The 19,069-nt window shown below is 63.2% G+C and carries 13 protein-coding genes and 2 pseudogenes; 5 read left to right on the forward strand and 10 right to left on the reverse strand.

Annotated features, from left to right (window positions below):
• The 5 genes from VQ045_RS19715 to VQ045_RS19735 form a co-directional block, all read right to left on the reverse strand.
• The coding region (locus tag VQ045_RS19715) for a formate--tetrahydrofolate ligase (protein ID WP_331831004.1) at window positions 1-467 on the reverse strand (467 nt) is incomplete at its 3' end.
• A 19-nt stretch (window positions 468-486) separates the two neighbouring features.
• Complete coding sequence (locus tag VQ045_RS19720; RefSeq protein WP_331831321.1) at window positions 487-1,401, reverse strand: methionyl-tRNA formyltransferase; 915 nt, start codon at window positions 1,399-1,401, stop codon at window positions 487-489.
• 41 nt (window positions 1,402-1,442) lie between these two features.
• Window positions 1,443-2,717 carry a formyl-CoA transferase gene (gene frc, locus VQ045_RS19725; RefSeq protein ID WP_331831322.1) on the reverse strand — a complete coding sequence of 425 codons (1,275 nt, stop codon included), beginning with the start codon at window positions 2,715-2,717 and terminating at the stop codon, window positions 1,443-1,445.
• A gap of 42 nt (window positions 2,718-2,759) precedes the next feature.
• Window positions 2,760-4,505 (reverse strand): oxalyl-CoA decarboxylase, encoded by a 1,746-nt coding sequence (oxc, locus tag VQ045_RS19730; RefSeq protein WP_331831323.1) that lies wholly within the window; start codon window positions 4,503-4,505, stop codon window positions 2,760-2,762.
• 72 nt (window positions 4,506-4,577) lie between these two features.
• A complete protein-coding gene (locus VQ045_RS19735) occupies window positions 4,578-5,294 on the reverse strand; it encodes a GntR family transcriptional regulator (RefSeq protein ID WP_331831324.1) in 717 nt (238 codons plus the stop codon).
• Window positions 5,295-5,573: 279 nt separating this feature from the next.
• On the opposite strand from VQ045_RS19735, the gene VQ045_RS19740 reads away from it, so the two are divergent.
• The 4 genes from VQ045_RS19740 (at window position 5,574) to VQ045_RS19755 (ending at window position 9,462) form a co-directional block, all read left to right on the forward strand.
• Complete coding sequence (locus VQ045_RS19740) at window positions 5,574-6,116, forward strand: hydrolase (protein ID WP_331831325.1); 543 nt, start codon at window positions 5,574-5,576, stop codon at window positions 6,114-6,116.
• 33 nt (window positions 6,117-6,149) lie between these two features.
• Complete coding sequence (gene sucC, locus VQ045_RS19745; protein WP_331831326.1) at window positions 6,150-7,340, forward strand: ADP-forming succinate--CoA ligase subunit beta; 1,191 nt, start codon at window positions 6,150-6,152, stop codon at window positions 7,338-7,340.
• A gap of 90 nt (window positions 7,341-7,430) precedes the next feature.
• Window positions 7,431-8,342, forward strand: coding sequence for a succinate--CoA ligase subunit alpha (sucD, locus tag VQ045_RS19750; protein WP_331831327.1), 912 nt, complete (start codon window positions 7,431-7,433; stop codon window positions 8,340-8,342).
• Between the two features lie 139 nt (window positions 8,343-8,481).
• On the forward strand, window positions 8,482-9,462 hold the full coding sequence (locus tag VQ045_RS19755) for an NAD(P)H-quinone oxidoreductase (protein WP_331831328.1): 981 nt from the start codon (window positions 8,482-8,484) through the stop codon (window positions 9,460-9,462).
• A 244-nt stretch (window positions 9,463-9,706) separates the two neighbouring features.
• On the opposite strand, the pseudogene fdhF reads toward VQ045_RS19755, so the two are convergent.
• The 4 genes and pseudogenes from fdhF to ilvA form a co-directional block, all read right to left on the reverse strand.
• A pseudogene (gene fdhF / locus VQ045_RS19760) lies at window positions 9,707-12,523 on the reverse strand (formate dehydrogenase subunit alpha); the annotation flags it as partial.
• Between the two features lie 146 nt (window positions 12,524-12,669).
• A complete protein-coding gene (locus tag VQ045_RS19765) occupies window positions 12,670-14,358 on the reverse strand; it encodes an NAD(P)H-dependent oxidoreductase subunit E (protein WP_331831330.1) in 1,689 nt (562 codons plus the stop codon).
• 276 nt (window positions 14,359-14,634) lie between these two features.
• Window positions 14,635-15,828: an MFS transporter gene (locus tag VQ045_RS19770; protein ID WP_327625265.1), complete on the reverse strand. Its 1,194-nt coding sequence runs from the start codon at window positions 15,826-15,828 to the stop codon at window positions 14,635-14,637.
• Window positions 15,829-15,873: 45 nt separating this feature from the next.
• On the reverse strand, window positions 15,874-17,127 hold the full coding sequence (ilvA, locus tag VQ045_RS19775; RefSeq protein WP_327625266.1) for a threonine ammonia-lyase IlvA: 1,254 nt from the start codon (window positions 17,125-17,127) through the stop codon (window positions 15,874-15,876).
• A 518-nt stretch (window positions 17,128-17,645) separates the two neighbouring features.
• Here ilvA and VQ045_RS19780 point away from each other — a divergent pair.
• A complete protein-coding gene (locus tag VQ045_RS19780; RefSeq protein WP_331831331.1) occupies window positions 17,646-18,566 on the forward strand; it encodes an exonuclease domain-containing protein in 921 nt (306 codons plus the stop codon).
• 14 nt (window positions 18,567-18,580) lie between these two features.
• Here VQ045_RS19780 and VQ045_RS19785 read toward each other — a convergent pair.
• Window positions 18,581-18,958: pseudogene (locus VQ045_RS19785) on the reverse strand (aminotransferase class I/II-fold pyridoxal phosphate-dependent enzyme); the annotation flags it as partial.
• Between the last annotated feature and the right edge of the window lie 111 nt (window positions 18,959-19,069).

A 19,069-nucleotide genomic window follows, 5' to 3' on the forward strand; every position in this document is an offset into this window, starting at 1 on the left:
AGCGAGTTGCCCCAGTAGATGTGGTTGTCGATCAGCGCCGACAGAAGGTTGTGCGCGCTGGTGATGGCGTGGAAGTCACCGGTGAAGTGGAGGTTCATCTCCTCCATCGGCACAACCTGGGCATAGCCGCCGCCGGCCGCGCCGCCCTTCATGCCGAAGCACGGACCGAGCGAGGCCTCGCGGATACACACCGCCGCCTTCTTGCCAATCGAATTCAGCCCGTCGCCGAGCCCGACCGTCGTCGTCGTCTTGCCCTCGCCGGCCGGCGTCGGGTTGATCGCCGTCACCAGGATCAGCTTGCCGTTCGGCTTGTCCGCCTGACGGGCGATGAAATCCGCCGAAACCTTGGCCTTGTCATGCCCATAAGGCACCAAATCCTCGAGCCCGATCCCCAGCTTCGCCCCGATCTCCTGGATCGGCAGCTTCTTCGCCTCGCGGGCAATCTCAATGTCGGTCTTGAACGCCATAATAATATCTTTTCCCGAGTTATGATCCGAGGATGTCGCCGGCGGAAAGGCCCGCCGATGCGGCCCAGTCGGCCGCCGGCTGCTTGTCTCCGCCCGCAGGACGAACGCGTTTGATGATGATGCGGCCACCGTTACCCTGAACGGTTACGCCTTCCGCCGAGACCTCGACGATTTGTCCAGCCGTTCCCTCGCCGTCGGCGCGGGCCGAGTCGTAGATCTGGACGGTGTCGCCCTTGTGGGTCGTCCAGGCGCCTGGCGTCGGGTTGGCCGCGCGGATGATGTTGTACTGGTCGGCGACCGGCTTCGCCCAGTCGACTTCCGCGTTCGCCTTCTTGAACCAGCTCTCGTAGGAGCCCTGGTCGAGCCGCTGGTCGTGCTTGAGGATAACCCCCGCCTTCACCAGGTCGAGGCTCTCCATCATGGCATCGACGCCCATCGGGAAAAGCTTCTTGAAGTAGACGTCGCCCAAGGTTTCGTCCGGTCCGATCGCGCAGGTTTTCTGCAGCAGGATCGGACCTTCATCGAGCCCGTCATCGGGCCAGAAGATGGTGAGTCCAGTCTGCTCCCTGCCCATCGCGATGGGCCAGTTGATCGAGCTCGGCCCACGATGATGGGGGCAGAGCGATGGGTGATACTGGAACGTTCCGAATTTCGGCGCGTCGCGCACCGCCTCCGGTACGAACAGCAGCACATAGGCCATCATGCAGACGTCAGCGTCGAAGGACTGCATCAATTCCAGCGCTTCGGGCGTCTTCCAGGAAGCCGGCTGATGCAGCGCGATCCCCTTTTCCCGGGCCAGTTCGGCCAACGGGTCCTCTGGCTTGCCTTCCTTCGTGGGGGCGGTGCAGACCGCGACGACATCTTCGCCGCGCTCCAGCAACCGTTCCAGAACGGCCTTACCAAAGGCTTGTTGGCCGTGAACTACGATACGCATATTTCCTCCCTGAACGGCACGGCTTTATCGCTGCGTCCGTTTTATTCCGCTGCTTCCGCCTTGACGTCTCCCACGGCGCCCGAGCCGATGACCCGTTTGAGGTCGTCGCCACGATAGCCAAGCACATCCGACAGGATTTCCGCCGTGTGTTCACCCAACAGCGGCGAGCGGAGCACTTCCGCAGGGCTGTCCGACAGTTTGATCGGGCAGCCGACGCTGAGATATTCGCCGCGCTCGGGATGAGCGACGCGGACCATTGTTCCGGTCGCGTAAAGCCCTTCATCCTCGGCGATTTCTTTCATGGAAAGGATCGGCCCGACAGGAATGTCCAGCGGATTGCAGATATCCATGATCTCGAACTTGGTCTTGGTCTTGGTCCACTCCTCGATGGTCGAGAAGATCTCGTTGAGCTTGTCGAGCCGCTCCGGCGGCTTGGCATAGCCTGCCTGGGTCTTCCACTCCGGCTTGTCGATGACGTCGCAGACCTTTTCCCAGGCCGCGGCCTGGATGATGAAATAGGTGTAGGCGTTGGGATCCTGTTCCCAGCCCTTGCATTTGAGAATGCGGCCGGGCTGGCCGCCGCCGGAATCATTGCCGGCGCGCGGCGTCGCTTCGCCGAAGGGGATGCCCTCGCCATACTGCGAGTATTCCTTCAGCGGACCCTTTTCCAGGCGCTGCTGATCGCGCAGTTTCACCCGGGCAAGATTGAGCACGGAGTCCTGCATCGCGCAGGAGACCTTCTGGCCCCGCCCCGTCTTCTCGCGCTGGAACAGGGCGGTCACGATACCGAGACACAAATGCAGTCCCGTGCCGGAATCGCCGATCTGCGCGCCTGTCACCAAAGGCGGGCCGTCGAGGAAACCGGTCGTCGAAGCCGAACCGCCAGCGCACTGCGCGACGTTCTCGTAGACCTTACAGTCGGCATATTTACCCGGGCCGAAGCCCTTGATCGACGCCATGATGATGCGCGGGTTGATCTGCTGGATCCGCTCCCAGGAAAAGCCCATCCGATCCAGCGCGCCGGGCGCGAAGTTCTCCACCAGGACGTCGCATTCCTCGACCAGCCGGGTCAGCACTTCCTTGCCGGTAGCGTTCTTGGAATCGAGCTCGATCGACCGCTTGTTGTGGTTGAGCATGGTGAAATAGAGGCTATCGGCACCCGGTACGTCGACCAACTGCTTGCGCGTCGCGTCGCCCACGCCCGGCCGTTCCACCTTGATGACGTCCGCTCCAAACCAGGCCAGCAACTGCGTGCAGGTCGGTCCGGACTGGACATGGGTGAAATCCAGGATCTTGATGCCTTCCAGTGCCTTCATGGCGGGTACCTGCTGTTCTGAGTTCAATCGGCGGCGTTGACGCTATTTCTTGGCAACGACGCTTTGTGGGTTGAGATTGCCGATGCGGCCGCTCTCGGTGCCGGCCTTTTCGTCGATCTCCGCGTTGATGAGCGTAGGCTTACCGGAATCCATCGCTTCATTGACGGCGCGGCGCAGTTCGTCCGGCGTCGTGGCGTAGACGCCGACGCCGCCGAACGCTTCCATCATCTTGTCGTAGCGAGCATTCTTGACGAAGACGGTCGTCGCGGCGTCCGCCCCGCCGGTCGGATTGACGTCGGTGCCGCGATAGATGCCGTTGTTGTTGAAGACAACGATGCAGACCGGCAAATTATACCGGCAGATCGTCTCCACCTCCATGCCGGAGAAACCGAAGGCGCTGTCGCCCTCGATTGCCAGCACCGGCTGGCCGGTCTCGATTGCTGCCGCGATGGCGGTGCCCATGCCGACGCCCATGACGCCCCAAGTGCCGACGTCGAGCCGCTTGCGAGGTTTGTACATGTCGATGATCGACCGAGCGAAATCCAGCGTGTTGGCGCCCTCATTGACGAGGATGGCGTCGGGACGCTCCTTGATGATGGTCTTCAGGGCGCCCAACGCGCCATGGAAATCCATTGGCGAATTGTTGTTCATCAGCCGCGGCGCCATCTTGGCGACGTTGGCCTCGACCTTCTCCCGGATCATGTCGGTCCAACTGGCGGGCGGGGCCTGCCAGCTACCATCCATGCCAGCGAGCAGCGCGGAAACGCAGGAGCCGATATCGCCGACCAGAGGGGCCGCGATCTCAACATTGCTGTCCATTTCCTTCGGCTCGATATCGATCTGGACGAACTTCTTCGGCTCGGAGCCCCACTGCTTGCCCTTGCCGTGCGACAGTAGCCAGTTGAGGCGGGCGCCGATCATCACGACGACATCGGCTTCCTTAAGCACCAGCGAGCGCGCGGCGCCCGCCGATTGCGGATGCGTATCGGGAAGCAGTCCCTTGGCCATGCTCATCGGCAGGTAGGGAATGCCGCTGTTTTCGACCAGCGCGCGGATCTCGTCGTCGGCCTGGGCATAGGAGGCGCCCTTGCCGAGGATGATCAATGGCTTCTTCGCCCCCTTGATCACATCCAGCGCGCGGGCGACGGCATCCGGCGCGGGCAGTTGCTTGGGGGCCGGATCGATGACTTTGACCAGCGACTTGGCACCAGCCGCCGCGTCCATGACCTGGCCGAACAACTTCGCGGGCAGATCGAGATAGACGCCGCCGGGACGCCCCGAGACCGCCGCCCGAATGGCCCGGGCGATACCGATGCCGATATCCTCGGCGTGCAGGATGCGGTAGGCCGCCTTGCACAGGGGCTTGGCGATCGCCAGTTGGTCCATCTCCTCGTAGTCGCCCTGCTGAAGATCGACGATCTCGCGCTCGGACGAGCCGGAAATCTGGATCATCGGCCAGCAATTGGTGGTGGCGTGCGCCAAAGCCGTCAGACCATTCAGGAAGCCAGGCGCCGAAACCGTCAGGCAGATGCCGGGCTTTTGCGTGAGATAGCCGGCGATGGCCGCGGCGTTGCCGGCATTCTGTTCGTGCCGGAACGAGATGACGCGCATCCCCTCCGCTTGTGCCATGCGACCGAAATCGGTGATCGGGATGCCCGGAACACCATAGATCGTATTGATGTCGTTGAGCTTGAGCGCGTCGATGACAAGGTGAAACCCATCCGTCAGCGCCTGCTGCGCATCGGCCTCAGCGACATCCGTTTCCGTGCTTTTCGCTACTGCTGACATTCTGTTTCCTCCCGGAAGCCCCTCGGCTGGGTCGACCTCGCAGTCGACCTCGTCTGTGACATGCGAAACCGTTCAACCGGCCTCAATGCGTTTACGATTCAGCGATTCAATGCGAACCCAGGCGGCCCGCACATGATCATGCAGTTTCATGGTGTGCTCACGCACCAGGCGGCTGGCGACATCGGCGTCGCGCGCCTCAAGCGCCTCGACGATCTCCATGTGGTCGACCACCGATCGCGTCGCCCGGTCGTTTTCGCCCATCGCCCGCCGGCGCACGGCATGCATGTGCTGGAACAGACCGTCGGCCGTCGACTTGAGCAGCGCGCAGCCGGACAGCTCCAGAATGCGCTGGTGGAACACGATATTGGCTTCCGAATATTCCTCGATGTCGGCGCGCGCGGCATGGGTACTGTGCTTCATCGCGAATTTGCGCAAGGAGCCAAGCTCCGTCCCCGAGGCACGCTCAGCGGCGAGCCGGGCCGCCATGCTTTCCAGCGCCGCCCAAGTGACGACCATCTCCAGCACTTCGTTCATGGACTTGCGCTTGACGAACACCCCTTTGCGCGGAAGGATTTCTACAAAACCCTCCTGCGCCAATCGCGCCAAGGCTTCGCGAATGGGCGTGCGCGATATTCCCAACTGCCCAGCGATGGTGCGCTCATCGAGACGCAGATCGGCGCCTTCGTCGTAGATATTCATGTCAAGGATGGCTTCGCGGAGCACGTCGTAGGTGTGATCCTTCAGCGTGAAGTTCACGGCGATCGGCGTCAGCTTGCTGGTAATCGACACAGTCCGAACGCCTCCCCTACTTCGCACCCCGGCATCTGTCGAAAGGGCGTCAAGCCGCTTGCGTGTGCCTTATGTGGTATACCATACATCGGAGCGAGAATGCGTCAATGGGGCAATTGGGGAATTGCTGTGGGGAACGGGGAAAGCCAGTGATTGCAAGGGTTAGGGGCATTAGAATTCCAAATTTTCTGCCTTTCTCTTGACGGTATCTGGCGTATGGCATACCAGTTGACAGACATTTGTCGACGGTTTCACCCGTCTAAGGGGAGGACGGAATGCATGTTGATCAGAGCTAAGGATTCCGCTCTCGTCGTTATCGACATGCAGGAACGGCTGGTGCCGGCCATGTTGGCGCCAGCGCGTACTTTGAAGAATGCCGCACTGCTGATCGAGGCCGCGCGCGAAGTCGGTGTCCCGGTGCTGTTGACCGAGCAATATCCGGCGGGACTGGGCCATACGATGGCGGAGCTCGCGTCCGTCGCAACCGGCTTCCCAGTCTTCGAGAAAGTGCATTTTTCCTGCATGGAAGACAGCGCGTTTTCGTCAGCCCTGACCGCTCTCGGACGGCAGCAGATCATCCTGGCGGGAATGGAAGCGCATATCTGCGTCGTGCAGACGGCCGCGAGCCTGCTTGAGGCGGGATATCAGGTTTTCGTTGCGTCGGACGCGACAGCGTCGCGATCGGCCGAGAGCGAACACGCCTGCCTGCAAAGGCTCGGCGCGGCCGGCGTCGGCATCGTCACCAGTGAAATGGTCGTCTTCGAATGGCTCGGCAAAGCCGGCACGCCCTCCTTCAAGAAGATGCTGCCCAGAATCAAATAGCCAATCACCACTATCCGGGGGGATTTCCCAGACATGAACATCCACGAATATCAGGCCAAGCAAGTTCTCAAGGGTTTTGGGGCGCCGGTCGCGGCGGGCGTGGCGATCACCGAGGCCTCGCAGGCCGACGCCGCGGCGCGGCAGTTGCCGGGGCCGGTCTATGTGGTCAAGAGCCAGATCCACGCCGGCGGCCGCGGCAAGGGCAAGTTCACCGAACTCGGTGAGGACGCCAAGGGCGGCGTCCGGCTGGCCAAATCGATCGAGGCCGTCGTCGCCGACGTCAAAGAGATGCTCGGCAATACGCTGGTCACCAAGCAGACCGGCCCCGCCGGCAAGCAGGTCAACCGCCTCTATATCGAGGACGGCGCCGATATCGACCGTGAGCTCTATCTGTCGCTGCTCGTCGACCGCACGGTCGGCCGCGTCGCCTTCGTCGTCTCGACCGAGGGCGGCATGGACATCGAGGCGGTGGCCGAGGCAACGCCGGAGAAAATCCACAATGTCGCGATCGACCCGCTCGCCGGTGTGACCGCAGCCGACGCCACCAGGCTCTGCGACGCGTTGAAGCTCGACGGGCCGGCCCGCGCCGACGGGATGACGCTCTTTCCGATCCTCTACAAGGCCTACACCGAGAAGGACATGAGCCTTCTCGAGATCAACCCGCTGATTGTCTTGAAGGACGGGCATCTGAGGGTGCTCGACGCCAAGGTGTCGTTCGACGGCAACGCGCTCTACCGCCACGACGACATCAAGGCGCTGCGCGACGAATCGGAAGAGGACGCCAAGGAGATCGAGGCGTCGAAGCACGATCTGGCCTATGTGGCGCTCGACGGCGACATCGGCTGCATGGTCAACGGCGCCGGTCTCGCCATGGCGACGATGGACATCATCAAGCTGTACGGCAAGGAGCCGGCGAACTTCCTCGACGTCGGCGGCGGCGCGACCAAGGAAAAGGTCACCGAGGCGTTCAAGATCATCACCTCGGACCCGAACGTCAAAGGCATCTTGGTCAATATCTTCGGCGGCATCATGCGCTGCGACGTGATCGCCGAGGGCGTCGTCGCGGCGGTCAAGGAAGTCGGGCTGAAAGTGCCGCTGGTGGTGCGGCTGGAAGGCACCAATGTCGACAAGGGCAAGGCGATCCTCAACGACAGCGGCCTGGCCATCACCGCCGCCGACGATCTCGACGACGCGGCGCAGAAAATCGTCAAGGCCGTGGGTTGAATCGTTTCCTCGGCGGGCGGCACCCTCCCGTCGCCCGCCTCTTTTCTTCTGCTTCCAGCTGATTGACCCTAACGGAGTCTCGCGAAAACCATGTCCATACTCGTCGACAAGAACACCAAGATCATCGTCCAGGGTCTGACCGGCAAGACCGGCTCGTTCCACACCGAACAGGCACTGGCTTATCATGGCACCCAGATGGTCGCCGGCACCCATCCCAAGAAGGGCGGCGAGATGTGGCAGGGCAGCGCCGACGGCCGCGCCGTCGAACTGCCGATCTTCGCCTCGGTGGGGGAGGCGAAAGCCAAGACCGGCGCCGACGCCAGCGTGATCTACGTGCCGCCGGCGGGCGCGGCCGCCGCGATCGAGGAGGCGATCGCCGCCGAGATCGGCCTGATCGTCTGCATCACCGAAGGCATCCCGGTGATGGACATGGTCAAGGTCAAGGCCAGGCTCGACACATCCAAATCCCGGCTGCTCGGGCCGAACTGCCCCGGCGTGTTGACCCCCAACGAGTGCAAGATCGGCATCATGCCGGGCAACATCTTTAAGAAGGGCAATGTCGGGATCGTGTCGCGGTCGGGCACGTTGACCTACGAGGCGGTGTTCCAGACCACCAGCGCGGGGCTCGGCCAGACGACGGCGGTCGGCATCGGCGGCGATCCGGTCAAGGGCACCGAGTTCATCGACATGCTGGAGCTGTTCCTGGCCGACGACGAAACGCAGTCGATCATCATGATCGGCGAGATCGGCGGCGCGGCCGAGGAAGAGGCGGCGCAGTTCCTGAAGGACGAGGCGAAGAAGGGCCGCTCGAAGCCGACGGTCGGCTTCATTGCCGGGCGGACGGCGCCGAAGGGCCGCACCATGGGCCATGCCGGGGCGGTGGTTTCCGGCGGCAAGGGCGGCGCCGAGGACAAGATCGCGGCGATGGAAGCCGCCGGCATCCGCGTCTCGCCCTCCCCCGCACAACTCGGCAAAACCCTCGTCGAACTCCTCAAAGGCTGACGACGGGGCGTTCACCGCTCGGTTGGGCGCGATCTCGCGATTTGATACCGCGTCCCTTTCCCCGTTAAAGCATCCGACGACGAGATGGCCCCCACGTGGGGCCATCATGCGTGGTTCAACAACCGAGGAGACAGCCGCGATGCCCGAGTCGATGAAAACAATCGAAATGCGCGAGGCCGGCGCGCCGGATGTCCTGGAAATCGGCTCCCGTCCCGTTCCCATTCCTGCCGCTCACGAAGTGCTGGTCAAGGTCACCGCCGCTGGCATCAACGGCCCCGACCTCGTGCAGCGGCGCGGTCACTATCCACCCCCCAAGGGCGCGTCCGATCTGTTGGGGCTCGAAGTCTCGGGCGAAATTGCCGCGCTCGGCGCGGACGTGACGGCCTGGTCCGTCGACGACAAGGTCTGCGGGCTGACCAATGGCGGTGGCTACGCCGAATATGTGACGATCGACGCCGGCCATTGCCTGCCGATACCGGAGGGCGTCAGCGACATCGACGCCGCCGGCCTGTGCGAAACCTTCTTCACCGTCTGGAGCAATTGCTTTCTCGGCCGCGAATCTACCAAAGGCCAGATCTTCCTGGTTCATGGCGGCGCCGGCGGCATCGGCTCAACCGCCACCCAGTTGGGCGCGGCGCTCGGCATGCGCGTCTTCACCACCTGCGCTAACGCTGACGACGCGGCATTCTGTATCGCCAATGGCGCGGAACGGGCGATCGACTACACCAAGGAAGATTTTGTCGAAGTCGTCCGCGCGGCAGGCGGTGCGAACCTGATCCTGGATATCATCGGCGGGCCTTACATTGCCCGCAACATCAAGGCCGCCAAGGCCGACGGCCATATCGTGCAATTGGCTTTCAACGCCGGTTCGAAGGTCGAAATCGACCTGATGCCGGTTATGCTCAAGCGTCTGACCTATACCGGCTCGACGCTGCGTAGCCGTCCCGACGCGTTCAAGGCGGCGGTGGCGGCCGATCTCAAAGAAAAAGTCTGGCCGCTGTTCGCCGACGGCACGCTGAAAACCAAGACCCATGCCGTGCTGCCGTTCGAGCAAGCGGCCGAGGCGCATAAGATGATGGAAGCGGCCACCCATCGCGGCAAGATCCTGCTGACACCGTAACGCTCCGCGGACCTGCCCGGAAACGACAACGCCGACGAAACGACAGGGTCGCTTCGTCGGCGTTTTGCTGTCCGGCCGCCGGCTGCCAGGCGGCCGAAACCCTGCCCTATTCCGCGGCCTCACGAATCGACGCGGCCGACACTTTCGCCGCGCAGAACTTGAACTCCGGGATCTTCCCGTAGGGGTCGAGCATCGGATTGGTCAGACGGTTCGCCGGCGATTCGTTGAAGCAGAACGGGATGAACACCATGCCNGCGCAGAACTTGAACTCCGGGATCTTCCCGTAGGGGTCGAGCATCGGATTGGTCAGACGGTTCGCCGGCGATTCGTTGAAGCAGAACGGGATGAACACCATGCCGTCGGCGACCTCGCGATCGGCCCGCAGCACGGCCTCGATCGTGCCGCGGCGCGTCTCCACCGCGATCATCTCGCCGGCCCGAAGGCCGTGCTTGGCGATCTCGCGCGGATTCATCGCGGCGATACCCTCGGGCTCGATCGCGTCGAGCACCTCGGCGCGCCGGGTCATCGACCCAGTGTGCCAATGCTCCAGCAGCCGCCCGGTGGTCAGCACCATCGGGAACTCCGCGTCGGGCACCTCGTCCGGCGCGCGCAGATCCGCCGGCACGATGCGGCCACGGCCGTCGGCGGTCGGGAACCTGTCGTCAAAGACCACCCATTGCTCCTCGCCGTCGGGCTTCGACGGATAGGTGACGCTCTCATTCGCCTCCAGCCGGTCCCAGGAGATGTAGTTCAGCGAGGCCATCACCTGCCGCATTTCCTCATAGACCGCCGGCACCCCGTCATAGGACCAGTCGAGCCCTGAGCGATTGGCGAGATCGACGATCAATTCCCAGTCCTGCCGCGCCTCGCCGGGCATATCGATCGCGGGTCGTCCGATCTGCACCTGCCGATTGGTGTTGGAATAGGTCCCGAGCTTTTCGGCATGGGCGGACGCCGGCAGGATGACGTCGGCATGCCAGGCCGTCTCGGTAAGGAAGATGTCCTGCACCACGAGATGATCGAGCTTGGCCAGTGCGGCGCGCGCATGGATCTGGTCGGGGTCCGACATCGCCGGATTCTCGCCCATGACATACATGCCCTTGATCGACCCCTCATGGATCGCGTCGATGATCTCGACGACGGTGAGGCCCTTTTTCGGATCGAGCGTCCGGCCCCAGAAATCCTCCATCTCGCCGCGGATATCGACATTCTCGACGGAGCGGTAGTCCGGGAAGAACATCGGGATCAGCCCGGCGTCCGACGCGCCTTGCACGTTGTTCTGACCGCGCAGCGGGTGCAGCCCGGTGCCCGGACGCCCGACATGGCCGGTGATCAGCGCCAACGCGATCAGGCAGCGCGAATTGTCGGTGCCGTGAGTGTGCTGCGAAATGCCCATGCCCCAGAAGATGATCGAGCGTTCCGACGTCGCATAGATGCGGGCGACGTCGCGGATCACCTCCGCCGCGATGCCGCAGACCTCTGACATCGCCTCCGGCGCGAAATCCTTGACCTTCTCCTTCAGCGCCTCGAAGCCGCTGACATTGGCCTGGATATATTGCTGGTCGTAGAGCTTCTCCTCAATGATGACATGCAGCATCGCGTTGAGCAGCGCCACGTCGGTGCCCGGCTTGAAGCGCAGCCCATGTGAGGCGTGGCGCATCAGTTCCTGGCCGCGCGGGTCTATCACGATCAGCTTGGTGCCATTTTTCGCCGCCTGCTTGAGATAGGTCGCGGCGACCGGATGGTTCTGACCCGGCCGTGCGCCGATCACGATGACGCAATCGGCCTTCAAGGCATCCATGAACGGCGCGGAAACCGCGCCCGATCCGACGCCCTCGAGCAGCGCCGCCACCGAGGAGGCGTGGCACAGCCGCGTGCAGTGGTCGACATTGTTGGTGCCGAAGCCCTGCCGGATGAGCTTCTGGAACAGATAGGCTTCCTCGTTGGAGCCCTTGGCCGAACCGAAACCGGCGATCGCATTGCCGCCATCCGCATCGCGAATCTTGGTGAGGCCGGAGGCAGCGCGCTCCATCGCCTCCTCCCAGGTTGCCTCGCGGAAGACGTCGGACACGTCCATGAAGCGCATGTCGATGTCGCCGCGCTTCGGCGCGTCGTCGCGTCGGATCAGCGGCTTGGTCAACCGGTCTTTCGACATGGCGTAGTCGAAGCCGAAGCGGCCCTTGACGCAGAGCCGGTTTTCGTTGGACGGCCCATCGCGACCGTCGACCAGCACGATCTTGTTGTCCTTGGAATAAACCGTCGTCTGGCAGCCGACGCCGCAGAACGGGCAGACCGAATCCGTCACCTTGTCGAATTCCTTGACGACGCGCTTGCGGCCGTCCGTGTCCATCAGCGTCTTTTCGTACAATGCGCCGGTCGGACAGACCTGAACGCACTCGCCGCAGGTCACGCAGGTTGAAAAACCCATCGGGTCGTGGATGTCGAACACCGGCACCGCGTGATGGCCCCGATCGGCCATGCCGAGCACGTCGTTGACCTGCACTTCGCGGCAGGCGCGAACGCACAGATTGCAGGCGATGCAGGCATCGAGATTGACGGCGATCGCCGGATTGGAAATATCGTGGATGCCGGGGGTGTTGTCCGGCATGCCGTGGGTGGTGGACGCCGCGACGCTGTCTGGCCCGGCCTCGCCGTTCAGCGACGGGTTCTTGCCGTCGAATTTCGACGGCAAGCGCTTGGAACCGGTGATCCCGAAATCCGCCGCCCAATTCCAGAAGGACGATTGGCTGTCCGGGCTTTCCTCGGGCGGGCGCATGTCGGCGGCCAGCATCTCGAAGACCATCTCGCGCGATTTCTTGGCGCGCTCGCTGGCCGTCTTGACGACCATGCCGTCGGCCACCTTGCGCTGACACGACGCCGCCAGCACGCGCTCGCCCTCGACTTCGACCATGCAGGCCCGGCAATTGCCGTCCGCGCGATAGCCGGGCTTGTCGAGATAACACAGATGCGGAATCCGGTTGCCCTCGCGCTTGGCGACTTGCCAGATGGTTTCGTCCTTGCCGGCGGAAACCGACTGGCCGTCCAAGGTGAAGCTAATCAACTCGGCTTGCGTCTCGAGCCTGTCCGCATGGTCGCCGGCGACGCGGCCACCGTCGGCGGAGGCCGCACGTCCCACTGCGTTGTCAGGCGATACATTGCTCATATCGGCTGGGCTTTCGTTGCTGTTGTTCTGATCGGAGCCGCTCATCACAAATCCCCCCGGAAATATTGCAGCAGATGGTTCACCGGGTTCGGTGCCGCCTGCCCCAGCCCGCAAATCGAGGCGTCGCGCATGACCTGCTCCAGATCGCGGATTGTCGCCTCGTCGAGCTTGCCTTCGGTCCTCAAGAGCTTGCCCATCTTCTCGGTGCCGCCCCGGCACGGAGTGCATTGGCCGCAGCTTTCATGGGTGAAGAAATCGACTAGGTTCAGCGCCACGTCCTTGATGTTGTCCGCATCGGAAAATACCACGATCGCGTGGCTGCCGACGAACGAACCCAGTTCCGCGAGCTTGCCGCCGAAATCGAGCGGCACGTCGTCGAGGCTCGCCGGCAGAATCCCACCTGACGCACCGCCCGGCAGATAGGCCTTGAAGCTGTGGCCGTCGGCCATGCCGCCGCAATGATCCTCGATCAGCTCGCGGATCGTCACACCCGCCGGCGCAACCTTGACGCCGGGATCTTTCACTCTGCCGGAGACCGACCAGGAGCGCATGCCCGGATGGTCGGGCTTGCCCTGCGCGCGGAACCATTCGGCGCCGTGCTCCAGGATTTTCGGTACCCAGTAGAGCGTCTCGACATTGTTGTTGAGCGTCGGACGGCCGAACACGCCGACCTCGGCGATATAGGGCGGGCGGTGACGCGGCAGGCCACGCTTGCCCTCGATCGACTCGATCATCGCGCTCTCTTCGCCGCAGATGTAGGCCCCTGCCCCGCGCCGCAGTTCGATGAAGCCCGGCGCGACCAGTCCGGCCGCCTCCAGCGCGGCGATCTCGGTTCGCAGGATTTCCAATACAGCGGGATATTCGTCGCGCATGTAGAGGTAGATCCGCTCCGCCTCGACGACATGCGCGCCGATCAGGGCGCCCTCGAACATCGGATGCGGGTTGCGTTCGAGATAGTAGCGGTCCTTGAAGGTGCCCGGCTCGCCCTCGTCACCGTTGATCGTCATCAGGCGCGGGCCAGGATAACCGCGCACGAAGCCCCATTTCTTGCCGGCCGGGAAGCCCGCGCCGCCAAGCCCGCGCAGCGACGCATCGGTCAGCTTCTCGAGGACGGTATCGGCGGCGAGCGCGCCGGTGCGCACCTGCTCCCAAATTCCGTATCCGCCCTTGGCGCGGTAGGCCGCCAGCCCTTCGTAGTCGGGCTTCAGGACGCCGGTTTCGCCGGCCTCGGCCATCTTAATCAGCCCCGCCGCGCTGGCGTGGCCGACCTCGCGGTCGCCGATTCGGGCGGCCGGCGCGACATCGCAGCCGCCCATGCAGGGTGCGCGCATGACACGGACTTTCGCAGGATCGACTTCCGCCTCCAGTCCGGCGATCACATCCTCGGCGCCCATGCACATGCAGGTCACCGAATCACAGACCCGGATGGTCAGCGGCGCGGGCGTCGGCTCCCCTTCCTTCACCACGTCGAAGTGGTCGTAGAAGGAGGCGACTTCGTAGATCTCGACCTGGCTCAGCCGCATTTCCTCGGCCAAGGCCCGGATATGCTTGGCCTGTAGGCAGCCAAATTGATCCTGAATCAAATGAAGGTGCTCGATCAAGAGGTCGCGCCGCCGCGGCCGATCTCCGAGCAGATCGTGAACCTCGCGGTGCGCGCTCTCGTCGAGCTGGCGTCCTTTTGGCTTGGCGCTGTCGCGTTTGCGCGGCATTCGCGCGGCCGGTTGGTCAAGCATAATTCGGCTCCCCCGTTTCGCGGATATCGGCGAAACATCAATTCCCACGCTCAAGCTCCGCGGAGATCTCCACGAAAACTCTGCGGTCCTCAAATGAAATGGCCGGGATGCGGTCCGTTTGCTGGCGATCAGGTGGCGCCACGCCCGCTATCCCTCCGGGAGCCCTGTCCGGGGTGATTACCCTAACACGCCAGCTATGTGATGCAAGGCGTCGATCGATGCATTGCCGATCCGATTACTATCGAATTCCAAGCGCTTGCGTCAGCGTGAGCCCGTCTACCGCTCCACGGGTTCCGGTGGCCGGTCACGGCTGAAGGCGTAGGCGACCAGACCCGCCACCAGCAGCACGGCGTAGAAGGCAAAAACGGTGGCGTAGGCCGATTCGGAGGAGATCTCGGGATCGGCGAGGGCGAAGACGCCACCCGAGAGGAACTGGATGGCGCCAGCGCCGCCGATCGAGAAAAAGTTCAGCAAGGTGATGCCGCGCCCCAGCAAATGCGGCTGCATAAAGCTGCGCGCATGAGCCATGATCAGGGCGTAGTTGGCGCCAAACAGCGTGATCGCGGTGAGCAGAATGACGGCAGTCGGTGCGGAACCGGAGCCGAGGACGGCCAACCCCGCCAGCAGGATTGCGTTCACCGACGAGCCGACAATGGGGATCCATTTGCGGGTCCGGAAGATGACATCGAGCGGCCCGTGGGCGACCGTCCCCACGATCAGGGCGATGGCCATCAGCAAGGTCGCGTTGCCGACCCCTGCCAGGTCGAAACCGTAGACGTCGGCGAGATAGGGGCCGGCCCACAGGCCGCGGAGGTTTGCCGCCGGCGCATAGGCGACGAAGGCCATGGCCATCAAGGGCCAGAGTTCGCGCATCCGTAAAAGATCGAGGAGCGAGCCGCGATCCGTCGCGTTTTCAGCCGTCGGCACGGGCGGATCGCGCAGCACCCACATGATGATCAAGGCCAGAAGCAGGGTCACGACGGCGAGCCCGGCCATCACCTGGCGCCAGCCGACCGCCTCCACCGCGAGCGCCAGCGGCGCCGAGCCGAGCACGCCACCACCAAGACCGAAAGCGACGAACCAGGACGCAAACATCGCGAAGCGGCGCGGGTGAAAGGTCCGCGCGAAGATAAAGAACGCCGCCATCAGGATCGGCGCGCAGCCGGCCCCGATCAGAGTCATCGCGACGATGATCGCAACCGCCCCGTTGGCCAATGCGAACAGTGTCGAGCCGGCGGCAGCGGCGAGAAGAAACAGCGCCACCGTACGACGCGGACCATACCGATCGAGGGCGAATCCGACCGGAAACTGCATCAGCGCGAAGGCGATGAACCACAGCCCCGCCGCGCTCGACAGCGCCACCTCGCCGATCCCCAGATCCCGCGTCAGCTCCGGTGCGAGAACTGCGAGAAAGGAGCGGAAGAACTGCGAGAGGATGTAGGTGACGGCGAGAATGACGACGCCGGTCATCGGCGGTTTCCTTCGATGCTGGAACGACGACTGGCGCCGACCCTATCAAATCAGGAGATCGGCGAGGATATGGTTGTCGGTGATATCCTGGTAGCTGACCCCGCCCTCCTCGAACCGATTCAGGAGACCGGCGAAATTCGTCGAATCCTTGGTCTCGATGCCGATCAGGATCGAGGCGAAATCGCGGGCCGATTTCTTCAGATACTCAAAACGCGCGATATCGTCGTCGGGTCCGAGATAGTCGAGAAAATCCTTCAGCGCGCCGGGCCGCTGGGCAAGCCGCAGGATGAAGTATTTTTTCAGGCCCTCAAAGCGCAGCGCCCGCTCCTTGACGTCGGGCAACCGCTCGAAATCGAAATTGCCGCCGGAAACGACCAGCACGACGGTCTTGCCGCGCACACTCTCGCCCAGGCTGCGCAGCGCGTCGATCGCCAGCGCGCCGGCCGGCTCCAAAACGATGCCCTCGACATTCAGCATCTCCAGCATGGTCTGGCATAGCCGCCCCTCCGGCGACAGGATCACCCGCTCCGCCCCGAAACCACGCAGCGTCTCGAAGGGCAGCTTGCCGATTTCGGCGACTGCCGCCCCGTCGACGAAGCCGTCGAGCTGCGGCAGGCGAACCAGTTTGCCTTCGACGAGACTGGTGCGCAGGCTGGGGGCGCCGAGCGGTTCGACGAAATGAAAATCGGGCGACCCGTCGCCCTCGAAATAGCGGGTGAGCCCCGAGGCAAGCCCGCCTCCCCCCACCGGCAGGATCAGCATGTCCGGCCTCTCGCCGTCGAGCTGGCGCTCGATCTCGAGCCCGACGCTGGCCTGGCCCTCGACGATGTCCTCATGATCGAAGGGCGGCACCATCGGCGCGCCGGTCTCGGCGGAATAGGCCTTGGCCGCGGCGTAGCAGTCGTCGAAGAAGTCGCCGATCAGTTCGATTTCCACCGCGTCGCCGCCGAAGATGCGGGTCTTGTCGATCTTCTGCTGCGGCGTCGTCACCGGCATGAAGATGCGGCCCTTGAGCCCGAAATGCCGACAGGCGAAAGCGAACCCTTGCGCGTGATTGCCGGCCGAGGCGCAGCAGAACTTGCTGGTTGCCGAGCCGGCCGCGATGCGCTTGCGCATGAAGTTGAAGGCGCCGCGGATCTTGTAGGAGCGGACCGGCGTCAGATCCTCGCGCTTGAGGAAAATCCGGGCGCCATAGCGGGCCGACAGATGCTCGTTGAGTTGCAGCGGCGTTTCGGGGAACAACGCGCGGAGCGCGTCCTCCGCGCTGGCGACGCGGGAGCGGAATTCGGAAGTGGACATGAGACGGTTCTTGGATTTTGGGGCGCGCGGCGTGGCGTTCCCGGGAGATGTGCGGATCGACGGGGCGTCCCGGCGATCAGGAAGCGATAGTGCTGTCGGGCCGACCACCGCGAGCCGGACGGGTCCATTCCGCACCACACCGCGAGGCGGCACGGGGATCGGACGCGCCGGCGCCGATAATCAGGATCGCGGCTCCGCCGATCGAGATATCCAATACCATCGCACGCCCCTTTCCCGCATCGGTTGCCGTTGCGCTCAGCCATCGGCCATCGCGGCGGTTTTGTAAAGTCGGCCGGCCGTTTTGCTAACGTCGATTCAACCTTCGCACCCGGGGTGAACGCGGCGATTCTTGCGTCTCTGTCGCCAGCTGCGAGGCGGCCCCAAGGCGTCTCGGCAACGGACGTTCAATGGCCGGATCGCGCCCATGAAAGACATTTATATCGCCTCTTCCCATGCAGTCCATGCAGCGTCCGAGCTACGATCTTCGATGAAAATGGGATAGTTCGATAGCGTTCAACTTGTTGAACGCCGGCCCTTTTGTTACTGTAGTTGAAAATTTACGAATAGGCGTTCTGCCGGTGAGATTTGTTGCTATCGACGTCGAGACAGCGAATGCTGACATGGCATCCATATGCTCTGTCGGTGTCGCCGAATTTGATGGAAATGCACTCGTCTCCGAATGGTATTCGCTCATCGATCCCAGCGACTATTTTGACCCTATCAACGTATCAATTCACGGGATCGATCAAGCCGACATTCAAGGTGCGCCGACCTTTCAGCAGGCGGCGCCGGAAATCACCCGTCTGCTCGGTGATCAGGTGGTGGTAACACACACACACTTCGACCGAGTTGCGGTGCACCAAGCAGTAGGTAGGCACTCGATCTCGCCTCCGAACTGCACCTGGCTCGACTCAGCCCGCGTCGCTCGTAGAACTTGGGCAGAATGTGCCCGGTCGGGCTACGGGCTGGCCGACGTTTGTAGGCAGATCGGCTACCCATTCAAACACCATAATGCCCTCGAAGACGCAAAGGCATCCGGCCAGGTTATGCTTGCCGCGATGCAGGAGAGCGGTCTCGACTTAGAGGCCATGCTCGCGCGTGTGCAGCAACCCATCGACCTAACGTCAAGCAGCACGGCTTCAATCAAGCGCGAAGGCAACCCTTATGGTCCGCTTGCAGGTGAGGTGATCGTGTTCACTGGTGCCCTAAATATGCCCCGTCGGGTAGCCGCAGACATCGCAGCATCCGTTGGATGTGCGGTAGCCGCTAGCGTAACGAAGAATACAACGCTGCTCGTGGTCGGTGATATGGACGTGCAGAAACTGGCTGGTCACAGTAAAAGTTCCAAACATCGCAAAGCTGAGGAACTGGTGGCATCCGGCCTGCAGCTCCGCATCATTCGCGAAACCGACTTCAAGGAATTGGTCGCTCTTGGATAGCTGAAGATGGTCGCTCAGCGTATGTCTAATTTGGCGGCATCGCTGCCGTGGCCGGGCCTGATTCCGGCGTTCTGTCGCGGCTCAGCTCGCCGCATGGCCCGTTCCAGCACTGAAAAGGTGGCTGGGACGAGAGACTGCGCGACATTGAAGCGCAGGAATCCGCTCGCGGCCTGGGTGAGACTGAAGGCATTGCCGGGAGCCAGAACGACACCTTCCGCGAGCGCGGATCGTGCCACATCGGCGGCATCCAGACCCGCGGGGAGTTGGCACCAGAGGAACATGCCCGCATTGGGTTCGATCCACGGGGTCAGGCCAAGGCTTTTCAGTCTGGCGCTCACCGTACCCATCGCGTCGGCAAGGCGTGTGCGCAAGCCGCCGGTATGTTTGCGATAGAGCGTCAGGCGATTAATCTGCAACATAGCCAGCGGCCTTGAGGTAGTTCCAACATTCTTCGGGCTCGAACAGGTCGCAGATGTTGCCGACTGCACGCCAGAGATCGTCGA

This window comes from Aurantimonas sp. E1-2-R+4 (assembly GCF_036549515.1).
Taxonomy (GTDB): Bacteria; Pseudomonadota; Alphaproteobacteria; order Rhizobiales; family Rhizobiaceae; genus Aurantimonas; species Aurantimonas coralicida_A.

Bases quoted from the DNA above. Each gene is read 5' to 3' on its own strand.
- VQ045_RS19770 (WP_327625265.1), bottom strand. From the start codon at position 15,828: ATGACCGGCGTCGTCATTCTCGCCGTCACCTACATCCTCTCGCAGTTC.
- ilvA (WP_327625266.1), bottom strand. From the start codon at position 17,127: ATGTCCACTTCCGAATTCCGCTCCCGCGTCGCCAGCGCGGAGGACGCG.
- oxc (WP_331831323.1), bottom strand. From the start codon at position 4,505: ATGTCAGCAGTAGCGAAAAGCACGGAAACGGATGTCGCTGAGGCCGAT.
- sucC (WP_331831326.1), top strand. From the start codon at position 6,150: ATGAACATCCACGAATATCAGGCCAAGCAAGTTCTCAAGGGTTTTGGG.
- sucD (WP_331831327.1), top strand. From the start codon at position 7,431: ATGTCCATACTCGTCGACAAGAACACCAAGATCATCGTCCAGGGTCTG.
- VQ045_RS19765 (WP_331831330.1), bottom strand. From the start codon at position 14,358: ATGCTTGACCAACCGGCCGCGCGAATGCCGCGCAAACGCGACAGCGCC.
- VQ045_RS19755 (WP_331831328.1), top strand. From the start codon at position 8,482: ATGCCCGAGTCGATGAAAACAATCGAAATGCGCGAGGCCGGCGCGCCG.
- VQ045_RS19740 (WP_331831325.1), top strand. From the start codon at position 5,574: ATGTTGATCAGAGCTAAGGATTCCGCTCTCGTCGTTATCGACATGCAG.
- frc (WP_331831322.1), bottom strand. From the start codon at position 2,717: ATGAAGGCACTGGAAGGCATCAAGATCCTGGATTTCACCCATGTCCAG.
- VQ045_RS19720 (WP_331831321.1), bottom strand. From the start codon at position 1,401: ATGCGTATCGTAGTTCACGGCCAACAAGCCTTTGGTAAGGCCGTTCTG.